Source organism: Bartonella sp. SL317 (assembly GCF_059687655.1).
This window is the reverse complement of sequence record NZ_CM185144.1, coordinates 1381332-1403444: the sequence shown is the minus strand read 5'-3', so window position 1 is coordinate 1403444 and position 22113 is coordinate 1381332. Positions and strand designations below refer to the sequence as shown.

16 protein-coding genes and 3 pseudogenes are annotated in these 22113 nt (G+C 38.5%); 3 read left to right on the top strand and 16 right to left on the bottom strand.

Features of this window, described 5'->3' with window-relative positions:
• Positions 1-505 precede the first annotated feature (505 nt).
• The 8 genes and pseudogenes from AC6ER9_RS05865 to AC6ER9_RS05830 form a co-directional block, all read right to left on the bottom strand.
• On the bottom strand, positions 506-1756 hold the full coding sequence (locus AC6ER9_RS05865) for a class I SAM-dependent RNA methyltransferase (protein ID WP_497073864.1): 1251 nt from the start codon (positions 1754-1756) through the stop codon (positions 506-508).
• Entirely contained in the window at positions 1753-2499 is a 747-nt protein-coding gene (locus AC6ER9_RS05860; RefSeq protein WP_497073863.1) for a TlyA family RNA methyltransferase, read from the bottom strand. Before AC6ER9_RS05860 ends, AC6ER9_RS05865 begins: the two co-directional genes overlap by 4 nt.
• A gap of 16 nt (positions 2500-2515) precedes the next feature.
• Positions 2516-4422: pseudogene (gene dxs, locus AC6ER9_RS05855) on the bottom strand (1-deoxy-D-xylulose-5-phosphate synthase).
• Between the two features lie 240 nt (positions 4423-4662).
• Positions 4663-4917, bottom strand: a complete 255-nt coding sequence (locus tag AC6ER9_RS05850) for an exodeoxyribonuclease VII small subunit (RefSeq protein WP_497073862.1) — start codon at positions 4915-4917, stop codon at positions 4663-4665.
• A 7-nt stretch (positions 4918-4924) separates the two neighbouring features.
• Positions 4925-6027 (bottom strand): annotated as a pseudogene (ribB, locus tag AC6ER9_RS05845) (3,4-dihydroxy-2-butanone-4-phosphate synthase).
• A 15-nt stretch (positions 6028-6042) separates the two neighbouring features.
• Complete coding sequence (aroC, locus tag AC6ER9_RS05840) at positions 6043-7131, bottom strand: chorismate synthase (RefSeq protein ID WP_497073861.1); 1089 nt, start codon at positions 7129-7131, stop codon at positions 6043-6045.
• 146 nt (positions 7132-7277) lie between these two features.
• Positions 7278-8096, bottom strand: coding sequence for an enoyl-ACP reductase FabI (fabI, locus tag AC6ER9_RS05835; RefSeq protein ID WP_497073860.1), 819 nt, complete (start codon positions 8094-8096; stop codon positions 7278-7280).
• A gap of 128 nt (positions 8097-8224) precedes the next feature.
• A pseudogene (locus tag AC6ER9_RS05830) lies at positions 8225-9123 on the bottom strand (DnaJ C-terminal domain-containing protein).
• 325 nt (positions 9124-9448) lie between these two features.
• Between AC6ER9_RS05830 and pdxH the strand changes: the two are divergent.
• Complete coding sequence (pdxH, locus tag AC6ER9_RS05825; protein WP_497073859.1) at positions 9449-10072, top strand: pyridoxamine 5'-phosphate oxidase; 624 nt, start codon at positions 9449-9451, stop codon at positions 10070-10072.
• Between the two features lie 549 nt (positions 10073-10621).
• Here pdxH and ubiA read toward each other — a convergent pair.
• Complete coding sequence (gene ubiA, locus AC6ER9_RS05820) at positions 10622-11626, bottom strand: 4-hydroxybenzoate octaprenyltransferase (RefSeq protein ID WP_497073858.1); 1005 nt, start codon at positions 11624-11626, stop codon at positions 10622-10624.
• 89 nt (positions 11627-11715) lie between these two features.
• Between ubiA and purD the strand changes: the two genes are divergently transcribed.
• Entirely contained in the window at positions 11716-12990 is a 1275-nt protein-coding gene (gene purD / locus AC6ER9_RS05815; RefSeq protein ID WP_497073857.1) for a phosphoribosylamine--glycine ligase, read from the top strand.
• 983 nt (positions 12991-13973) lie between these two features.
• On the opposite strand, the gene AC6ER9_RS05810 is transcribed toward purD, so the two are convergent.
• The 7 genes from AC6ER9_RS05810 to AC6ER9_RS05780 form a co-directional block, all read right to left on the bottom strand.
• Positions 13974-14501 (bottom strand): DUF6101 family protein, encoded by a 528-nt coding sequence (locus tag AC6ER9_RS05810; RefSeq protein ID WP_497073856.1) that lies wholly within the window; start codon positions 14499-14501, stop codon positions 13974-13976.
• Positions 14502-14651: 150 nt separating this feature from the next.
• Positions 14652-16061: an FAD-binding oxidoreductase gene (locus AC6ER9_RS05805; RefSeq protein WP_497073855.1), complete on the bottom strand. Its 1410-nt coding sequence runs from the start codon at positions 16059-16061 to the stop codon at positions 14652-14654.
• 2 nt (positions 16062-16063) lie between these two features.
• Complete coding sequence (locus AC6ER9_RS05800) at positions 16064-17026, bottom strand: L-threonylcarbamoyladenylate synthase (protein ID WP_497073854.1); 963 nt, start codon at positions 17024-17026, stop codon at positions 16064-16066.
• Positions 17023-17664 (bottom strand): ribonuclease HII, encoded by a 642-nt coding sequence (rnhB, locus tag AC6ER9_RS05795; protein WP_497073853.1) that lies wholly within the window; start codon positions 17662-17664, stop codon positions 17023-17025. The genes AC6ER9_RS05800 and rnhB overlap by 4 nt, the downstream gene beginning before the upstream one ends.
• A 193-nt stretch (positions 17665-17857) precedes the next feature.
• On the bottom strand, positions 17858-18766 hold the full coding sequence (locus AC6ER9_RS05790) for a 4-(cytidine 5'-diphospho)-2-C-methyl-D-erythritol kinase (protein WP_497073852.1): 909 nt from the start codon (positions 18764-18766) through the stop codon (positions 17858-17860).
• A 236-nt stretch (positions 18767-19002) separates the two neighbouring features.
• A complete protein-coding gene (locus tag AC6ER9_RS05785) occupies positions 19003-19851 on the bottom strand; it encodes a S49 family peptidase (RefSeq protein ID WP_497073851.1) in 849 nt (282 codons plus the stop codon).
• 187 nt (positions 19852-20038) lie between these two features.
• Positions 20039-20827: a tRNA1(Val) (adenine(37)-N6)-methyltransferase gene (locus AC6ER9_RS05780; RefSeq protein WP_497073850.1), complete on the bottom strand. Its 789-nt coding sequence runs from the start codon at positions 20825-20827 to the stop codon at positions 20039-20041.
• A 180-nt stretch (positions 20828-21007) separates the two neighbouring features.
• On the opposite strand from AC6ER9_RS05780, the gene AC6ER9_RS05775 reads away from it, so the two are divergent.
• Positions 21008-22084 (top strand): polyprenyl synthetase family protein, encoded by a 1077-nt coding sequence (locus AC6ER9_RS05775; protein WP_497075290.1) that lies wholly within the window; start codon positions 21008-21010, stop codon positions 22082-22084.
• Positions 22085-22113: the final 29 nt, after the last annotated feature.

Sequence of the window (22113 nt, the reverse complement as noted above, 5' to 3'; positions counted from 1 at the left end):
GATGCAACATATTGATTTATAAAAATAATTTATTTTTATTCAATTTAACTTAGCCCCTCGAATACCCTAAGATTTTCTTATTTTGAATCTATGTATGTTGAATCAATAAAAGTCCTTGGTTTGTACGTTACAAGCGACAAGAGCCATGTGGAGCGAAACTGTATAAGAGAGGCATACCTCTCATGAACCGCTCTACATGCCAAAGGCTATCACGTCATTGGGAGATGGCAAATATAATGGAGCCGGCTTGTTCAGATATACCCACAAACATACTTTTTTTATAATATGTTCATCTTTTGTGTAGGGGAATACTGTCCTTTATATTGCATAAAATACTGTTTTTCATATTTCATCATAAAAAAACTTCAAATAGGAAAGTCTTCTATATTCAAGTGCTCTTTATTCAATGAAAAAGGTTATTGTTATCGACAAATTTTGGAGAGATTTTATAATAATTCTCAAGTAAATTTTTCTATAAAATCTTCATGGCTGTAAAAAAATCAGGTTAGAGCTTCCAGCCCTTTCTCTTTTTCTTTTTGCTCAAAATAGCAACAGCTTCAACATGGGGTGACCATAAAAATTGATCAATTGGTATGATTCTTTCTACTTCATACCCGCCTGCAACAAGAAGAGATAGATCACGCGCAAATGTAGCAGGATTACACGAAATTGCCACAACACGGGGTATTGTTGCCTTTGCTAGTTCACGAACTTGTTGCTCTGCCCCAGCACGAGGAGGATCAAAAACAACACTCTCAAAACATTCAAGCTCCTTTACAGAAAGTGGATGGCGGAAAAGATCACGCCTTTCACAGGTGACTGTTTTTAAACCAGTTGCAAAACGGGCGGCTGAACTTAAATTTCTTAATGCACTCTCATCATTTTCTATTGCATGAACATTCATCTTTTTTGCCATACGCAAAGTAAATGTTCCTACCCCAGAAAACAAATCAAGAGCATTCTTTGCGTTTTTTAAATGAGTCAAAATAATATTACCCATTATATTTTCAGCTTCACAGGTTGCTTGAAGAAAACCACCAGAAGGAAATTCCACACGGACATCTCCAAAATAAATTACTGGTTTTTCTCGTTCAATCAAAACTTCACCGTCAACAGATAAACGTGTTATCCTAGATGAAAGAGCAACATTGATCATTTTCTGACGCAGTGATTGGTGTACAATACAACCGCTTAAAGCAACATCTAAACCATTTTCAACGTGTGTTATCGTGACATGAAACCGTTTGACAAAGTTGCTTAGAAAAGCACAGAGCTCTCTGATATTATGCAACTGAGAAATAAGTTCTGGATGGCTTACTGGACATTCCTCAACAGCCACAATCTCATGAGAAAGAGAACGGTTAAAACCAACTTTTTGACCTTGTGGAGTCATGGATGCTGTTAGCGTTATCCGCCGTCGACTATAGGGTTTACATTCTATTAAAGGTGCAACAACGCTATTAATTCCATATTTTTTAAGCGCATCAACAACCAATTGTCGTTTCCACATGCGATAAGCATCAGCACGCCAATGTTGAAGACTACAGCCTCCACATTCTCCAAAATGCTGACAAAGAGCATCAATGCGTTCTGGTGATTTTTCTTTTAATGCTATACATGTCGCATATTTTCCATGAACAATAATTTCAGCATGCTCTCCTGGCAAAGTAAAAGGAACATAAACAAAGCCGTGCGACGTTTTAGCCGTACCATAACCATTTGCTCCTATATGATCGATGATGACATTGTCATTCACTGTTGTTTTTCTCCGAATAGTAAATATTCCACATTGCCATCCCCACCTGTAATAGGGGAAGGAAGTAAAGCTTTTGCATGCCATCCCGTTTGTATATTGAGCCAATCAAAAAGATTTTCAGCAGTTTCTCTAGCCATTGATGGATCTTTTAATATCCCACCCTTACCAAGATATTGACGGCCAACCTCAAATTGGGGCTTTACCAGTAAAACAGCTTGAGCACCCTTCTTAGCTAAAGATAAAATAGGAGGTAATGCAAGTTTGAGAGAAATAAAGCTAACATCTGAAACAATAAGATCAATTTCCCGCCCACCTAAATGTTTCTTTTGAAAGTTTCTAACATTCAAACCTTCTAATAAGGTTATCGCACTATTGCCCAATAAACGTTTATCAAATTGATGATGCCCAACATCAACAGCAATAACATGCGCTGCTCCACGCTCTAAAAGAACTTGTGTGAAACCACCAGTTGATGCACCAACATCAATAGCCGTCACTTTATCCGTTACAATCGGAAATACATCAAGTGCAGCAATCAATTTTAATGCTGCCCGTGAAACATAACTCTGCGCTGGATCACAAACAACAATCTCTGCATTATCAAAAAAAGTTTGCCCCGCTTTAAAGATGATTTCACCATTAACTTTAACGGTTTGACGCATAACAGCATCACGTGCGCGGGATCGTGTCTTAAAAAAGTTTTTTTCAACTAAAAGAATATCGAGCCTTTTTCTGGAAGCCATCTCATACTCGAATTTTCTATTCCATTCGAATCTCGCGTCCCAAAGCCATCAACACCGTATTGATAATACCCATAGCATCAAGACCGATAGTTGAGAGAACTTTTTCTGGTGAACCATGATTCAAATATTCATCAGGAAGTTTGAGTGTACGAACTTTCAAACCATGCTCTAAGAGCCCTTCTTGCGCTAAAAATTGTAATAAATGCGCTCCAAATCCACCGATTGCCCCTTCTTCAATGGTTACCAATACTTCATGCTCACGTGCTAAACGACGCATTAAATCCTTATCCAAAGGTTTTGCAAACCGTGCATCTGCAACCGTTGTCGATAACCCTTTAGCTTCTAACATATCAGCAGCGCGCAACACTTCTGACATCCGTGTTCCAAAACAAACCAGAGCGATCCTAGTTCCTTCACGTAGAACACGTCCTTTTCCAATCTCTAATACCTCACCACGTTGTGGTAAATCTATACCAATACCTTCACCACGCGGATAACGAAAAGAAATGGGGCCCTGATCATAAGCTGCCGCTGTACGCACCATATGCATCAGTTCAAGTTCATCTGAAGGCGCCATAACGACAAACTGAGGAAGTGTCGCCAAAAAAACAATATCAAAACTGCCGGCATGCGTTGCACCATCTGCCCCTACAAAACCTGCTCTATCAATGGCAAAACGTACCGGTAACTTTTGAATGGATACATCATGAATAATTTGATCATAAGCACGTTGTAAAAAAGTAGAGTAAATTGCAACAAAAGGCTTATATCCTTCACAAGCAAGTCCTGCCGCAAAAGTTACGGCATGTTGTTCAGCAATCCCAACATCAAACATCTTTTCAGGAAACTTTTCTGCAAAAGCATCAAGTCCTGTCCCCGTTGGCATTGCTGCTGTTATGCCAACAATCTTATCATCATGGCAAGCTTCTTCTATTAAAGCTTTAGAAAATACCTTCGTATAGGGTAGAATATTGCTTGATGCTTTAACCTGTTTTCCTGTTGTAACATTAAAACGATTAACACCATGATATTTATCAGATGAGGCTTCCGCAGGCGGATATCCCTTCCCCTTATGGGTTATGACATGAACCAAAACAGGACCATGAGGACATTCACGAACATTTTTTAAAACAGGCAATAAATGCCCCAAATTGTGCCCATCTATAGGGCCAACATAATAAAAACCAAGTTCATCAAATAAAGTTCCCCCAACCAAAAGGCCACGCGCGAATTCCTCTGAACGACGTGCCTTATCTAAAAAAAACTTTGGCAATTTTTCGCTCAATACTTTTACGCGTTCACGCAAATGACGATAAGAAGGGCGAGATACTAACCGTGCAAGATGGGCACTCATAGCTCCTGTAGGCGGTGCGATAGACATATCGTTATCATTCAAAACGACAATCAAACGTGCATCCAAAGCACCAGCGTTATTCATTGCTTCATAAGCCATGCCGGCAGACATTGCACCATCACCAATGACAGCAATGATATTGCGTTTTGTTTCCGCTTTCAAAGCACTCGCCACCGCCATGCCAAGACCTGCAGAAATAGAAGTAGATGAATGCCCCGCTCCAAATGGATCATACACACTTTCTGAACGTTTTGTGAAACCTGATAGCCCCCCTCTTGACGTAATGTACGAATTTTTTCTCTACGCCCCGTTAAAATTTTGTGCGGATAGGTTTGATGACCAACATCCCAAATAATCCTATCCTCTGGTGTATTGAAAATATAATGTAATGCAATAGTGAGCTCAACAACACCAAGTCCCGCCCCAAGATGACCACCTGTTACAGAAACCGCATCAATTGTTTCAGCGCGCAACTCATCAGCCAACTGTGCCAAATCAGATTCAGGCAATGCCCGTAAATCTTGCGGAAAACAAATACGGTCAAGCAATGGTGTTAAGACCTGAGACAAAAAAAATCCTTCCTATTATCTGAGATGTAAGAGGACAAAACAATAATATCTTCTCTACTCTTTTATTGAAAGCTTTTCATCTTTTTTACTGAAAAATACTTTTCTCTCTTTGAGATGATTGATGATTTTTCTCATTTTTAATTTATTGTATAAAACAAGAAATCAATAAAATTTGTTTTCCATAAACCAAGATTAGTACATCTATTAAGTCCCGAAATAACTATCCCAAAATATTTAATATTATTGCGCATCAAGTGGTTCTATTCCTTCCGGAGAACCTTCCTGTGAAAGCTGAATTTTTTCAACTTTTTCTTCAGCAACCTTCAAAAGTTTTTCACAATGTTTTTTCAGCGCTTCACCCCGTTCATAAATATCAATAGATTGTTCCAAAGGCACATCGCCACGTTCCAATTTTTCAACGATAACTTCAAGTTGCTTAAGCGCTTGCTCAAAGCTTAAAATTGAAATACCTCCCTCTTGTATCTCTTTTGTCATATGAACCTCAAAAAATATCTGTTTTGGATATACGAATTCCAAAACTTTCTAAACCTATATAATGATGCTCTTTAAAAGTATAAACAATAACAGAGCCTATTCCTAAATATTTTAAAATTTGTGATCCTAAACCAATTTTTCGCCATTCTTCTTCACGTTCAATAGCCTGCACATGGTTTTCTGAACTCTCTCTTGCCATGTTTTGAATGCCAATCGTTGATTTTATCACAGATCCTTCACGCAAATAAACCAATACACCACGTTTTTCTTTTTCCATCATACGTCGCATCATTACCATGATATCTGAAGATTGACAAAAAACATCATTGATAATGTTCTCATGATGTAAATGCACAGGAATATCCTCCCCCCACGAATATCACCAAAAATAATGGCAATATGCTGAATGGTTTCCCAAGGGAGTTGATAGCTTTGAACAAGAGCAGGACCAACAGGTGTTTTAATCGGCATTTCTCCAACATGCTTGATCAATATTTCTTTACGTTGGCGGTAAGCAATTAAATCTGCCACCGTTATGATATGCAACTGATGTTCTTGTACAAATTCTGTAATCTGATCGCCATGTTTAACACTACCATCATCATTGACTAACTCACCAATAACACCAACCGGCGGTAAACCAGTTAATTTACATAAATCAACAGCAGCTTCCGTATGACCGGAACGCATGAGAACGCCCCCTTCATGCGCAATCAGAGGAAAAATATGCCCTGGACGAACAAAATCATCCGCCCCTACATTTGAATTTGCTAGATTACGCACCGCCAATGTACGATCGTGCGCTGAAATCCCTGTTGTTATGCCGTGTTTATAATCAACAGTAACAGTAAATTGTGTCCTGTGTGCTGAGTCATTATCTCGCACCATAAGAGCAAGATTAAATCGTTGTGCTTCTTCTTTTGGCATAGGTGTACACACAATACCTGTTGTGTGACGAAGAATAAATGCCATCTTTTCTTCTGTACAATGCGCTGCAGCAACCGTTAAATCACCTTCATTTTCACGGTCATTATCATCTGTCACCACAACAATTTCACCACGTTCAAAAGCTTTCAGTGCTGAGACAATTTTTTCTTCATCATACGCCATTATTCACCTTCTCAATCACCCAACTTGACCACGATGTCTTAAATAATGGTCAGCAAGAGAACAAGCAACCATCGCTTCACCAACAGGAACGGCACGAATCCCAACACATGGGTCATGGCGTCCCTTCGTTATAACGTCTACATCATGACCATCAACATCCACAGAGCGACGAGGCGTTAAAATTGATGACGTAGGTTTGACAGCAAAACGAGCAACTATTGGCTGTCCACTCGATATTCCCCCTAAAATACCCCCAGCATGATTAGATAAAAAAAGTGGTTTTCCATCATTTCCCATCCGCATTTCATCGGCATTTTCTTCTCCTCTCAAGCGGGCTGCCGCAAAACCATCACCGATTTCAACCCCTTTGACCGCATTAATGGACATAAGCAAGGATGCAATGTCTTGATCCAGTTTGGCGTAAATAGGGGCTCCTAAACCTGCCGGAACATTTTCTGCAACAATCTCAACAACCGCACCAACAGATGTACCCTCTTTACGGATTTTACGGATATAATCACTAAAAACCTGAACCATCTCTGCATCTGGGGTAAAAAAAGGATTGTTCTCAACTTCTGACCAATCCCAACGATCACGATTAATGTTATGAGGACCAATAGCGATGACCGCTCCTCGTACAATCAAACCCGGAATAATTTTACGTGCAAAAGCACCAGCTGCAACACGCGCTGCGGTCTCACGTGCTGAAGCACGCCCTCCCCCTCGAAAATCACGAATACCATATTTAACATCATAAGTATAATCGGCATGACCAGGACGATATTGATAAGCAATTTCTCCATAATCTTGAGAGCGTTGATCTGTATTTCGAATCAACAGAGAAATTGGTGTGCCTGTTGTAACGAATGTTGTCCCGTCTTCCTGAGCAATCGCTCCTGAAAGGATTTCTACTTGATCTTGCTCTCGGCGTTGCGTTGTATATAAAGATTGCCCCGGTCTACGCTTATCGAGATAAGCTTGAATTTCTGCAAGCGTAAAAATAATTCTGGGGGGACAACCATCAATGACACAACCAAGAGCAGTCCCATGACTTTCACCCCATGTTGTTACACGAAACAAATGACCAAATGTATTATGCGACATGAAAAAAGACCCGTTTCTCTGTCAAATATTCACAATGACAACAGATGTTGAGCTCTATATAAGATAGCTCTTTACTTCAAAAATATCCTTGGCCGCTTTCAATTTGATCAAAGCACCACGGTCCAATACAACCCTATAAACCAAACTTATTCTTTAACAACGGAAATATCTGGTGCATCAACGGCTTTCATACCAATGATATTATAACCCGAATCAACATGATGAACTTCACCGGTAACAGAACGAGACAAATCTGAAAGCAAGTAAAGAGCAGAATCACCCACCTCTTCAATTGTTACCGTACGACGTAAGGGAGCATTATATTCATTCCATTTTAGAATATAACGGAAATCACCAATCCCTGAAGCTGCCAACGTTTTAATGGGTCCAGCAGATATCGCATTAACACGAATATTTTGGGGTCCTAAATCCACCGCTAAATATTTCACGCTCGCTTCAAGAGCTGCTTTGGCAACCCCCATGACATTATAATTGGGAACAACCTTTTCCGCCCCATAATAGGTCAGTGTTAAGATTGAACCACCATCTGGCATCAATTTTTCTGCACGCTTTGTTAAAGCTGTTAGCGAATAAACGGAAATATTCATGGTCATCATAAAATTTGATTCGCTGATATCAATATAACGACCACTTAACTCATCTTTATCTGAAAAACCAATCGCATGAACTAAAAAATCGAGTTTACCCCATTTCTTTTCTATGGCGCTAAAAACCGTATCAATAGAGGCACTGTCAGAAACATCGCAATGTCCCACGACAACTCCCTTTAATTCCTCAGCCAAAGGCTCAACACGCTTTTTCATTGCCTCACCCTGATAGGTAAAAGCAAGCTCTGCCCCCGCAGCACTCGCTGCTTTAGCAATTCCCCAAGCGATGGAGCGATTATTGGCCAATCCCAAAATCAAACCACGCTTACCGTACAATAAACCATTACCCTTAGCCATTAGCACTGCCCCATTGTTACTTAAAATTAATATTATTCATCTGCCTATGACACAGGTCAACTTTTTCTTCAAGTAATTGGATTAAAATCAAACAAAAACGACGCTTTTATATATAAAAAATTTTAAAATTAGTCTTTTTGCGTTTGCAAAAACTGTTCTAGCGCAGCATTTTTATCTTCCGGCAACATAATGCGAACATGCACATAAAGATCATCTCTTATACCATTTTTTAAACGAAGCCCTTTTCCTTTCAAGCGCAAAACGCGATCAGAACTTGACCAAGCAGGAATCGTTAAAACCACACGTCCCTCCAAGGTCTCAACTTCTTCTTTTGCTCCCAAAACAGCATGTTTAAGAGAAACCGGCAAATCAAGATGGAGTATCCTTCCTTCAACCCGAAAACGAGGATGTTTCTGAATTTGAATGGTTATCAACGCATCTCCTGCTTGCCCATGAGGCACTTCTTCTCCTTGACCTTTTAAACGAATAGTTTGCCCGTCCTCAATATAATCTGGAAGTTTAATTTTTAATTTTTTTCCATGTGGGAAAACAACTTCCACCTTTTCGGCGCCAACCATCTGCTCTAATGTTATGGTAAGATTAGCGCGAATATGGGCTCCTTGTTGAGGACGATTACGATGTGTGGAATTTGAAAAACTACCGCCTCCAAACAGATCGCGAAAAATATCACTCGCATCAAAACCTTCCCCCCAGAAGAGGAAAAATCAAATCCTCTCGCTCTTCCTGAAAAGGGATTTTGTCTATTGCTAAAATTTTCACCAGCACCATAAGCTTGATAAAGCGGTTTGCCTTCCATATCAATTTCACCGCGGTCAAATTGTGCTTTTTTATCTTTATCACCTATAATCTCATAAGCTTGATTAATTTCAGCAAACTTTTCTTTAGCCTTTGCATCATCTTTATTGTGGTCTGGATGATACTTCTTTGCTAATCTTCTAAATGCCGATTTAATCTCTTGCGGTTTTGCGGTACGCGCCACACCTAGGATCGTGTAGGGATCACGCATATTGTCCTCTTTTCAATTTTTTCGTTTTCAAAATATCAACAGATACGTTGCTCAGTATTCCTTACAGATTCATCAATCCATTCTAAAGAATAATTTCTTCTTTTCTTTATATGTCTATCAAAAAACTAAAATACCAGATAAAATGAGATATTTATTTAATATAGTTCATTATCATCTATGCTAAAGATAAAAATAACGCGGATACCATAAAAATACTCATGAAAAATATCTATGAAGACATTGGCTTTTTGAAAATAAGAAAAAATGCTACCTTGCTTCTTGATAAATGAGACAATGCTCATGCTTACTGACATTTGGAGACACTATGAGCAATAAAATACCAACAGATGATCATTTTATGCAAATGCAAAAACCTTTTGAACTTTTTGCAAAGTGGCTTGAAGAGGCAACGATAAGTGAAATAAATGATCCGAATGCTATGGCACTTGCAACAGTTGATGAAACAGGACTCCCTAATGTTCGTATGGTGCTCCTCAAAGACTACAGTCCTCAAGGTTTCGTCTTCTATACCAATTATGAAAGCTGTAAAGGACAAGAAATTTTGAAATCAATGAAAGCATCCCTAGGATTTCATTGGAAATCGCTCCGTCGTCAGGTCAGAATAAGAGGAATTGTTGAAAAAGTCAGTCAACAGGAAGCCGATTCCTATTTCCAATCGCGCCCTCGTGGCAGCCGAATTGGTGCATGGGCATCGAAACAGTCTCACCCCTTAGAAAATCGTTTTGTACTCGAAAAAGCAATTGCTCAATATACGGCGCGCTATGCTGTAGGCAATATTCCACGCCCCCCTTATTGGTCTGGCTTTCGCGTCAAACCCCTTTCTATAGAATTCTGGTCTGATCGCCCTTTTCGTTTACATGATCGTCTCCTTTTTACACGCGACTGTGTTGAAGACAACAATTGGGAAAGACAAAAACTCTATCCTTAAATCCTTAAATCCTTCAAGCTTCATCGTTATGAAGTTCTTCCTAACAGTTAAGCGATTATTTTCTATTTGCAAAATTATAAAAAGAGATGATTTATTTCATTTAAAGAAGAATTTTATTTTTACGATAAAGGTTGGTTGATAATATTCTCTATCGCTTGAAGTTAGGTTAGCGATAAACTCATTGAAGAGAAAATTCTGTATTCAGCAAAACGATAATCTTAATTTTGAACTTCTGGTAAGAAAAACTGTGATCTTCAAAGGAAGCCTAGAATAATTAAGTTATCATCTATATTTTGATTCTAATGAATAAATAGAAAGTGCACTTTCAATTAAAAACTTGTTCATTCCTCTTAAAAGTCTATTTTGATTTCAATAAACTTTGACAAGATTGTTATTTCTAACCAGAAAGATCTGAACAAAATTCATCATAAAGTACAAATAAACTTTGAAAATTCAAAAAATTAGAAACTTTAAAATCAATGAAAGTATCTTTGAATTTTCATTCCTCTCCTCATTATCACAGCATATCTGACTTTATCTAATGTATCATTAAACTGCAGAATAAAATATCCTCCATAGACCACCGCATACTAAACCAGCAAAAATTACAAAACCAATAAGCGAATTAGATTTGAAAAGCCTGAGGCATTGTGAACTATTGTCTATATCAATAACTTTAATTTGAATAAACATATGGATGCTTGCTAGGAAAACTCCCAAAAAACTTAATAGAGGTACTTTAGCCAAATAAAATGCTAAACTCACAAATATAACAAAACCACCGTACAAAAAAACTAAAGCATGCTTTGTTCCCTTACCAAAGAGAAGCGCTGTAGAACGAACACCTATCGTCGCATCATCTTCTTTATCTTGATGTGCGTAAATTGTATCGTATCCTATCGTCCACAAGATTGATCCCACATAAAGTAAAATGGGTGCCCAGCTTAAATTTCCAAACACAACAGCCCACCCCATTAATGCCCCCCAATTAAATGCAACCCCTAAAAAAAACTGTGGCCAATAGGTTACGCGTTTCATAAAAGGATAAAACGCAACCGCTATCAATGATGAAATACCTAGAAAAAAACTAAACCTATTAAATTGTGATAAAACCCCTAAACCAACCAAACATTGTACAAGTATAAAAATTTTTGCTTGAAACCGACTTACATGACCTGTCGGTAATGGGCGAGAACGTGTTCGCTCTACTTGAGAATCGATTTTATGATCAATAAGATCATTCCAAGTGCACCCTGCCCCTCGCATAGCGATGGATCCCAGAAAAAAAAGAAAAAGATACCAAGCCCAATGAAAAAACATTGATAAAAGAGACTCATAATGCATGTCATAAGAGAGAAAAGCCATTGTTGTTGACCAAAAACAAGGCCACATCAACAATTGCCATCCGATAGGCCGATCCCAACGCGCCAATTGCGCATAAAACCATAAAGAACTAGGAAGAAAATTATAGACCCATTGTTTGGAAGAGGCATCCATAACCCGCCCTTGGGTATCATAGGACTGAACATGAGGAATATTTTTATTTTTTTTCATCAAATGATTTACCTTTAGTCTTGCGATAGAGACATTTCATTCTTATGAGAAGAAGATGAAATTATCATCTTTTATGAGAGGAGCAAGCAATGAACATTCTTCTTATTGGCTCAGGCGGACGAGAACATGCTTTAGCATGGAAAATTGCAGCGTCACCACTGCTCACAAAATTATATTGCGCTCCTGGAAATCCTGCAACAATAGAATTTGGTGAAAATATTAATTTAGATATTAATGATCACTCCCTTGTTATTGAGTTTTGTAAAAAACATTCTATTGATCTTGTCATTGTAGGACCAGAAGCACCATTGGTTGCAGGTATCACAAACTCTCTTAATAGCGCTAATATCTGTGTCTTTGGTCCGACTCAAAAAGCAGCTCAACTGGAAGGTTCCAAAGCTTTCACAAAAGATTTATGCCGTAAGAATAACATTCCTACAGGAAGCTACCAATGCTTTAATGATGCTGATAAAGCCAAAGCTTACATTCATCAACAAGGTGTTCCCATTGTCATTAAAGCTGATGGCTTAGCAGCTGGAAAAGGTGTCGTGGTTGCAACAACCATGGAAGAAGCATTAAAGGCCGTTGATGCCTGCTTTAAAAGTTCCTCCTGCAATGTAGAAAACAAAATTGTTGTGGAAGCTTTTCTTGAAGGTGAAGAAGCAAGCTTCTTTTGTCTTTGTGATGGTAAAATTGCGCTTCCCTTTGGATCTGCTCAAGATCATAAGCGTGTGGGTGATGGAGATACTGGCGCAAATACTGGTGGTATGGGGGCTTATTCACCAGCGCCCATCATGACCGAAGAAATGGTAAATCGTACCCTTAAGGAAATTGTTGAACCCGCTTTAAAAAGCATGAACGAAATGGGCGCCCCCTTTAAAGGCATTCTCTTCGTTGGATTGATGATAACGCAAAGAGGCCCCGAACTCATTGAATTTAACGTACGATTCGGTGATCCTGAATGTCAAGTTTTAATGATGCGTCTCAAAGATGATATTCTGCCGATTTTTCTTGCCGCAGCTCAAGGAAATCTTGAAAATAAACCTCTCCAGTGGTCTGAAAAAATGGCTCTTACCGTTGTTATGGCTGCTAATGGTTATCCAGGCTCTCCTCAAAAAGGGACTCTTATCCGTAATGTTGATAAAGTAAACGCGCTTCCCGATGTGAAAGTTTTTCACGCTGGTACCACTTTGCGCAATGGAGAACTTATTGCAAATGGTGGACGTGTTCTCAATATAACAGCAACAGGAAAAACGATTACGAGCGCACAAAAACGAGCTTATGAAGCTGTTGATTGTATTGATTGGCCAGAAGGCTTTGTTCGTCGTGATATCGGATGGCGCGCCGTTGCGCGAGAAAACTAAATCTTTTGGCCTTCTTCGATTTGATTCTTATACCTAAGAGCATGATACACGCATTTTTATTTTCTTTGCGTTGGCCATAACTTTGGAAAAAGCGCGTATATTTTCCTTAAGAATAAAATACCTAAAGAACACACTTCATGTTATTTGCGCAAAAAGCAGTAATATCTCTCATGCTCTTTCTTCCATTTCACACTATTAACCGTAAAGAATATAAATCCACCTCATCATCTCTATTGAATAAAAACAAAAACTGATACCGTTATTGGAGCCAACACCCAATGTTACGATACCCCTTGTTATCTAAAAAATTTATCAGAACGTTTTTGCTCTTTATTTAATGGTTTTCATTCACACAAACATCCCCTTCCGGTAACATGCAAAAAAATGATTTTTATTAGAAGAAATAAATGAAATGAAAATATTATATTTGTCACTCTCATTCGAGATAATAAAATGTTTCATTATCTTTATAAATCAATAACTTGCTTTATAAAAAAGAAAATTTAAAAAATACTCAAAGAAAGCTATTCCTGCTTTAATGATGTAATAAAAACAAAAAATTATTCCATTGTTGTGAAAACTCCCCTATCTGAAAAAAGTGTTGCTGTTTTAACAACAAAAATGGATATACAAATTGTATCCTTGCTGAAAATGTTATTGTCAAAAATTTCTCATTCACAGTTTGGTTACAAGCATTAACTTCCTCCCCGCCCAGAAGAATAAAAACTCCTATCCTATTTGATTTGTTAAAAGTTAGATCTCTTATTGAGTGGATTCCTTTTAGTTCTCACTCATGCACTTCTCTCACATAAAGACCAATAGAAAAACTTAAGAATATTCAATCACATCTTCTAAAAACGCATCATGTGTGAAGCTTACACACCTTATATCAGCGCTCCGAACAACGAAATCTCATAGCGCAACAAGAAACAAGAAAAACGCTCGTGCTCGCATAAAACTAAAATAATCAATACACGCTAATATTACTGGAATGCAATGCGATTCGCAATTACCAAACGCAAACCTAACGGATTGCTATAACGAAGTAAAAAACGCTTTTGTTTAGAATGCCGCGTTGTGCAAAAAAATCGATGTAAATCAGAGCGATCTTTGACAATAACGATGCGATTATCTTCATTAATCATAAGCATGGGAAGGCCATAAGTATCCGCCCATAATCGCCAATCTAAAAGAACATTATTCAAATCTCTAGAAACCAAAAGTGGAATACAAGATTCTTCATCAGCATGAAATAGCTCTAATACAACTGCTCTTTCTCCTGAACGCGTTTTTACGGTACGTGCTGCAATTCCTTTGAAATGATAAGGAGGTACTAAATGCGATAAGCTTGAAGACTTATCCGTTTTAAAAAAAACACCGCGCTCATTTAACGAACAAATAACCTGATTGCCCGTTTTGGGTGAAAAATATGCTGTCGTTTGTGGCAAATGGCACGGATCTAACCGAAATTCAAGCACCGCTTTTGCCTGATTAAAGCATTGATTAGCCATATATAGTGTCCCAATTTATCTTAAATAACACACACCTTTTAGCAGCTTTTCCTCATTGAATTATTAAAAGTTTGAATAAAAAACAACTGGTTTCTTTTTTGGTTATTAAAATCTAAACAAAAATACATGATAAAATTCATTATTCTTGAATTATAAGACTTTTCTAGGATTCATTATCCCTAAAGGATCAAGTGCCTTTTTAATCCCTTGCATAATATCCAATGCGACTGGCGATTTAAAAGAACGAAGTTCTTCACGCTTAAGCTGACCAATTCCATGCTCAGCAGAAAATGCACCTTTATAGTCCATCACTAAACGATGAATGTGATGATTCATTTTTGACCATAATTTCAAAAAGACTTTAGGATCAGCACCAATGGGTTGCGTAATATTATAATGCAAATTTCCATCGCCCATGTGTCCAAAGCAAACCACCCGTGCCCCTGGAGAAATCTCTTCAACAATATGTGCTGCCTCAGCAATAAAATCAGGAATGGAGGCAAGTGGTACGGCAATATCATGCTTAATAGATCCTCCCGCTAATTTCTGTGCTGGTGATATGGCTTCACGCAATTGCCAAAAAAAATCTTGCTGTTTTAAAGATTGCGCAATAACTGCATCTTCTATCACTGCATTCTTTAAAGCTTTTTCTAGAATAATATTCAACACAGATAACGCCTCATCACTCCCTTGCAACGATGAAATGTTCATCAACACATACCATTCATGTTTCTGCTGGAGAGGAGAGTTCTCACACATCTTATAATCTAAAGCCATTTGCAAACTGAGATCTCCCATAAGCTCAAAACCCGTTACCATCCCTCCTCCATACTCTTGAGCCAGAGATAAAAACTCTAAAGCCTTTGCTGGACTATGTAACCCTACCAAAGACACGGATTTTCCTTTTACTTTCGGAAAAATCTTTAAAACGGCTGCGGTTATAATGCCTAGCGTCCCTTCCGCACCAATAAAAAGATTTTTTAAATCGTAACCGCTATTGTCTTTTTTAACAAAGCGCAAATCATCCAAAAGTCGGCCATCTGGTAAAACAACTTCCAAACCAAGACAAAGATCACGCATATTGCCATAGGCTAAAACAGCTGTCCCTCCAGCATTCGACGAAAGATTTCCCCCTATTTGGCAAGAACTTTCAGATGCCAAAGAAAGAGGGAAAAAACGCCCTGATTCATCCACTTTTTTTTGTAAATCCTGTAAAACAACCCCAGCTTCTACAATAATAAAATTCCCCTCAAGATTCATCGTTCTAATCTTATTTAATCGCTCCATGGATAAAAGAACGCTCTTCCCTCTTTCATCTGGTTGCTGCCCCCCCACAAGCCCTGTGTTTCCCCCCTGAGGGACAATTGGTGTGCGTGTTTGGCTCGCAAGCTGCATAATCAATGAGATTTCTTGCGGTGAAGATGGACGTAAAAGTAAGGGGGTTTTTCCATGAAAAAGCCCTCGCTCCTCAAGCAAATAGGGTGCAATCAACGCCTGATCTGTTATAGCATGCTTGGTGCCAACAATTTCTTTAAACCTCTCAATTAATTCCTGCTCCATGTTCATTCCTCCCTTGGAGCTGCAGCGCGTATAAGACGATCATTGATAGCCTCCCCTAATCCATACGATGGAATAGGTTCTACGGCAATACATCTCACTTTAAATGAATCCAGTTCCTTCATGTATTGAAACAAATGAGAAGCTGCCTCTTCCAACTTTCCTTCTTCACTAAGGTTTAAAATAAAAGCGGCATTTTCAACCCCCATAACGCGTTTTGGACCAAATGCTAAAAGCGCTTCGCCCTTTTCCACCTTTTCTACATTCAAACGAACCGCAGCATTGGGAGCATAATGTGACTTTAACATCCCTGGAGCTTCAATCGCCGCTCTTTGATCTATCCGTTTTAAAGGCTTTCCCACAACTTCTTCAATTTTATCAGCCGCAAGCCCCCCTGGACGCAAAAGATAAATATCTTCACCACAAATCTTAATAATTGTTGATTCAAGTCCTATTTGAGAGGGGCCTCCATCCAATATCAAAGGAACAGCTTCCCCCAAAGATGCAAAAACAGCCTCAGCCGAAGTAGGACTAAGACACCCTGATTGATTCGCACTAGGTGCAGCAAGTGGACGGCCAAAACATTGTACAATTTCTGCAAAACGACTGTCTGGAAAACGAATAGCCAATGTATTCAAACCGGCAGTTGTTAAAGGATGGATATTATGCTGTTCTTTTAAAGGTAAAACCAATGTCAAAGGACCTGGCCAAAATACCTCCATTAATCGACGCGAAAGAAAATCAATTTCAACATAGCGCTCTGCCATTTCAATACCACTGACATGCGCAATAAGAGGATTAAATTGCGGACGTTTTTTTGTAGAAAAAATAGAAGAGAGTGCTTTTCCATTGGTTGCATCGCCCGCTAATCCATAAACAGTTTCCGTTGGTAACGCTACTAACAGACCTTGTTCAAGAAGCGCTATTGCTTCTTTTATCGAAACACTATTGAGTAGACGAGTCGTCATGACACATCATTCCTATAACGCTCTTTGAGTGGCGCAAAACTATAACGATGTAATCCTACAATTGGACCATTTTTATCAAGAGCTGTACGATGAGCGAGTGTCCCATACCCTACATGCTTCTCTAAACCATACCCTTTATAAACCCGTCCAGCACATTCCATCATCCGATCACGCGTTACTTTCGCAATGATCGATGCGGCTGCAATTGAAACGGACCGCTGATCACCCTTAATCAATGCCGTTGCGGGACAAGGCAGTTGAGAGGGAATATCACGTCCATCAATAAGGACATAGTGAGCTGGAATAGCTAATCCTGTAATACAACGACGCATGGCTTCTAAGGTTGCTTTTCTAATATTAGATTGATCAATGGTACGAGCACAAAGACTAGCAATCGAAATCGCTAAAGCACTTTGCAAAATTTCATAATAAAGTTTACTCCGTTGAAGAAAAGAGAGTTTTTTTGAATCATTTAAGCCATCAGGAATATGATCTTTATCCAAAATAACTGCGGCCGTTACCACCGGTCCAGCGAGAGGACCTCGTCCTACTTCATCCACCCCAGCTATATGCAAAAAACCCTGGTTTTGCAAATCTAATTCACACAAAAAATTTGGTTGAAGCGGCAAATTAAACATCTTTGATCAATCACAAATACAAAAAACATCCACCTATTTCTGCAACCTGCTTATTTCTTGCAAGCGTCACAGCTTTCAATAGCTCTTCAAACACTTTATGAATTCTTGCATAAAAGATTTAAAAAACAGGAAATACATTCCTTTGCTTATCTCCCCATTGTGTATAAAAAATAAAATCTTTTACCGTTACTTCTCAAATAGTTCCCAAAGTCATGATTGGTTTTACAAACCAATTTTTGTACGTTGATTTGATAAAAAGAGCAGCCTGTTGTGCTGCTTGTTGATTTTTAAAAATACCAAAACACGTTGCCCCCGTTCCAGACATACGAGAAAAAAGAGAGCCACATTCATCTAATATAGATAATACTTTAGCGAGCTGAGGTGCCATTTTTAATGCCGGAGCAAAAAGATCATTTCGCGTTTCTTGTAAAGCTTCAACCAATGAATCAACGCTCTTTAAAGCGACTGGATCAATTTTTAAAGGAGGATGATGGTGCTTGTCTAATGCTTTAAAAACAGCTTGTGTTGAAATCTCTTGTCCATGATTAACCAAGACTATCGCAAGAGAACAAGCGTCTTTTAGTCGTATAATCTCTTGACCAATCCCTTTAACCAAAAGTGGCTGCTGATATTCCAATGCAAAAAGACACATAGGAACATCAGCGCCAAGAACTAAACTCATCTTTGCTAGTTTTTCACAAGAACAATCAAGATTCCATTGTTGACGTAATATGCTAATAACCCCTGCGGCATCACCTGAGCCACCACCAACGCCTGAAGCAATAGGAAGTGTCTTTACAAGGCGAAAAAAAGCAGGTTGAGCCCTTTCAGGAAAAGTCTTATGCATCAAATCCCGTGCGCGAACAACCAAATTGTCTGAATGAGAAACAAGTTCTTTTGAAAACGGTCCCGTTAAAACAAACTGATCACTTTCACAAGACGCATAATGTAGACAATCACCGCTAAGACTAAAATAAACTAAACTTTCTATAAAATGATAACCATCAGCACGTTGCCCTACAACATGCAGAGCTAAATTCAATTTAATGGGTGTAAACACATAAGAATGTTTTTGAAATGCAGCTTGTACATTTGGTATCATATGACGTCATATCCACCTGTAGAGGGTGCTTTTACGAATATTCCCCTTGTACCCATATGAGCACCCACCCTATAACAATTCGAAATATTCTTAAATTTTTTTCTAAATAAACAATACATATTATGAAGAACTCTCATATAAAATAAATGACATATTCTCATTCATATCATTTCAAGCCTTTTTTTCTAACATCTGTTTTGAAACAAACTCCCCTCTCGTTTGAATAATCCTTTTCCTCACAAACCGTAACGCTGCCAAAGTGCCCGCTCTTCTGCTGCCATCAATGCACTATCAATGGCTGTATAAACCGTATGAGCTGTCACTCCGGAAGGGGGCTTAGGTCCTAAAAAACTTTTTGGAAGTGTAATAAATCGAAGTTTTGCCTCATTACCAAAACGCTTCTTAATAACAGAACGTACATCATTTAATCCGTCAATCAAACCAAGTTCAACACTTTTTTTGCCACTCCAAAACATGCCCGTAAAAATATTTGGATCATTTGATAATTTTGCAGCACGCCGTTCTTTAACTAAATCGATAAAAGTTTGATGCACTTCAAGTTGGAGAGATTTCAAATGCTCAATATCCGCCTTTTTTTCCGGCTGAAATGGATCTAATGAAACTTTGTTTTTTCCTGCTGTGTATACACGACGCTCGACACCAATTTTCTTCAAAAGTTCCGGAAAACCGAAGGAAGATGAAACCACCCCAATGGAACCCACAATCGAAGAAGGATCAGCAAAAATTTCATCTCCCGCACAAGCAATCATATAACCACCAGAGGCTGCGATATCTTCAACAAACACAAGAACTTTTTTATTTTTTTCTTCTGCCAAGTCACGGATACGCTTGAAGATAAAACGCGACTGTACAGGAGAACCACCAGGAGAATTAATGATAAGTGCAACAGCCGGTGCTTTCTTGTATGCAAAAGCCTTCTCTAAAACATTTGCATATCTGCTAAGGGAAAGCGTACGTGATACAGATGTTGATGAATCCATAATAGCCCCTTGAAGGCGAACAACAGGAATTTCAAGTTTACTGGAAGAAAAACACCGTGGAATAAGATTTTTGATAACATCCATCAAAACAAAATCTCCTTAATTTAAGAACAATTAAATAGGCAAGGACACAAAAAAGGAAGGACACGATAGCACCCAAAAGCGCCAATCAAGCCCCACATGACAACCAAAAATATAATTTCACCCAATTAAACCTCCCTAATAACAAAGTTTAGACTTTAAATAATAAACTTAAAAACACAAGAGACCATTACAAAAGTTCCCACAAGCTTATATATCCGTTATTAATCGCATCAATCTGTGGCGAAAACGTATGGTCATTATTTTCATGGATAACCAATGCCGGTAAAATAGATAAGGCTGCTCTGCTTCCTCGTTTTGCATAAAATAAAAGGCGAATTGCTGCTGTTTTTGCACGTGCATGCACAGGAATAATACAAATACCCCCAAAGCGCCCTTCTAAAGCGCGTAAAATATCTGTCAGTGATTGTGGACGTGCGATGAGCCCTAAGTATCCTCCTGGTTTAACAATAGCTGCTGCACTGCGTAACCAGTTATCAAACATTGCTTCAGGCATCACATGTGCTTCAGATTTTTGTTTATCAGGTGTTTTGCGATCAGTAGGATTATTAAAAGGTGGATTCATAATCGCAAAGTCAAAACTATTATCTATCAAACCTGCTTTTATACGATCCTTCCCTTTAAAGGTAACATCGGCTTCTAGCAAACAAATTCGGTTAGTAAGTTGTTCATTTTGTTTGAGCATAAGCGTTTTTTCAGCATACGATACCATAAAAGCGGAACGTTCAACTAAGGTAACGTGAACTTTCAAACAACGCGAAGCAACAGCCAACCCTGCAGCTCCACTACCTGCCCCTAAATCAACAACCTTACCCTTTAAATGACTTGGAACCAAACTGGCTAATAACATCGCATCCATTCCAGAACGATGTCCCTGTTTATGGGGTTGAACTAAATAAAATCTCCCACGATGAAAACTGTCTATTGTTTCACCACTCTGATTCGTTGTTTTATCCATTTAAAAGCCTAATGCTCACCTTTATAAACCGCACTTTTATCCTCCAACTGCTGTTTTAATTTTTTTATCATTTCATAACAACAATATTACGCTGGCTAAAAAAACATTTCTTGCCAATTTCATTCGAAACTTACACTCTAATGCGCGATCAAAAGCTTGAGTCAAAACAAAACCCCCTTTATGCTAGTCAATAAAATAATTTTTATATATATCCATTGCAATACTCTAGGAGTAAATATATTGAGTGTAGCTATCAAACCAGAACCAATAAGAAATAATCAAATTTCTCTGCAATCTCTTGTTAATCTTACGCAACAAGATATGGAGCGCGTCAATCAATTTATTCTCTCTATGGCAAAATCAGAAGTTGAAATGATTCCTGAAATTTCTAACCATCTTATTTCATCAGGTGGAAAACGATTACGCCCAATGATCACACTCGCTTCTACTCATATGTTCGGTTATCAAAGTGATGGGCATATAAAACTCGCAACAGCTGTTGAATTTATGCACACAGCAACATTGTTACATGATGACGTGGTTGATGAAAGTAATTTGCGACGTGGAAAATCTACGGCACGGATGATTTGGGGAAATCAAGCAAGTGTCCTTGTTGGAGATTTTCTGTTAGGACAAGCTTTTAAAATGATGGTTGATGTCGGTTCCATGGAAGCGCTTTCTGTTCTAGCAAACGCTGCTGCAATTATTGCTGAAGGAGAAGTTTTGCAACTTTCTGCCGCAAAAAATATCAAAACCAGTCCTTCAGACTATCTTAAAATCATCAATGCAAAAACTGCAGCACTTTTTTCAGCAGCTGCTGAAGTAGGCCCCATTATTGCTGGTTATGGCAACAAAGAACGTTCTGCATTACGTGAATATGGAACATCCTTAGGTTTAGCTTTCCAATTGATTGATGATGCCCTTGATTATAGTGGTAGTGCTCAAAATTTAGGAAAAAATATAGGCGATGATTTTAGAGAAGGGAAAATCACGATGCCTGTTATTCTCGCATATGAGCGTGGAAATATGGCTGAAAAAGCTTTCTGGAAACAAGCGCTTGAAGACGGTAATAGCAATAACGAAGCCTTCGCACATGCACAATACTTAATGGAGAAATATAATAGCATTGCAGATACCATAGAACAAGCACGTATCTATGGAAAACATGCTATTGATGCTCTTATTCCTATGAATGAAAATTCTGCTCACAATGCTCTGGTTGAAACTGTTGAGTTTTGTATTGCGCGCATAAACTGATTCTTTGCAAGAATCACAGTATTTATCAA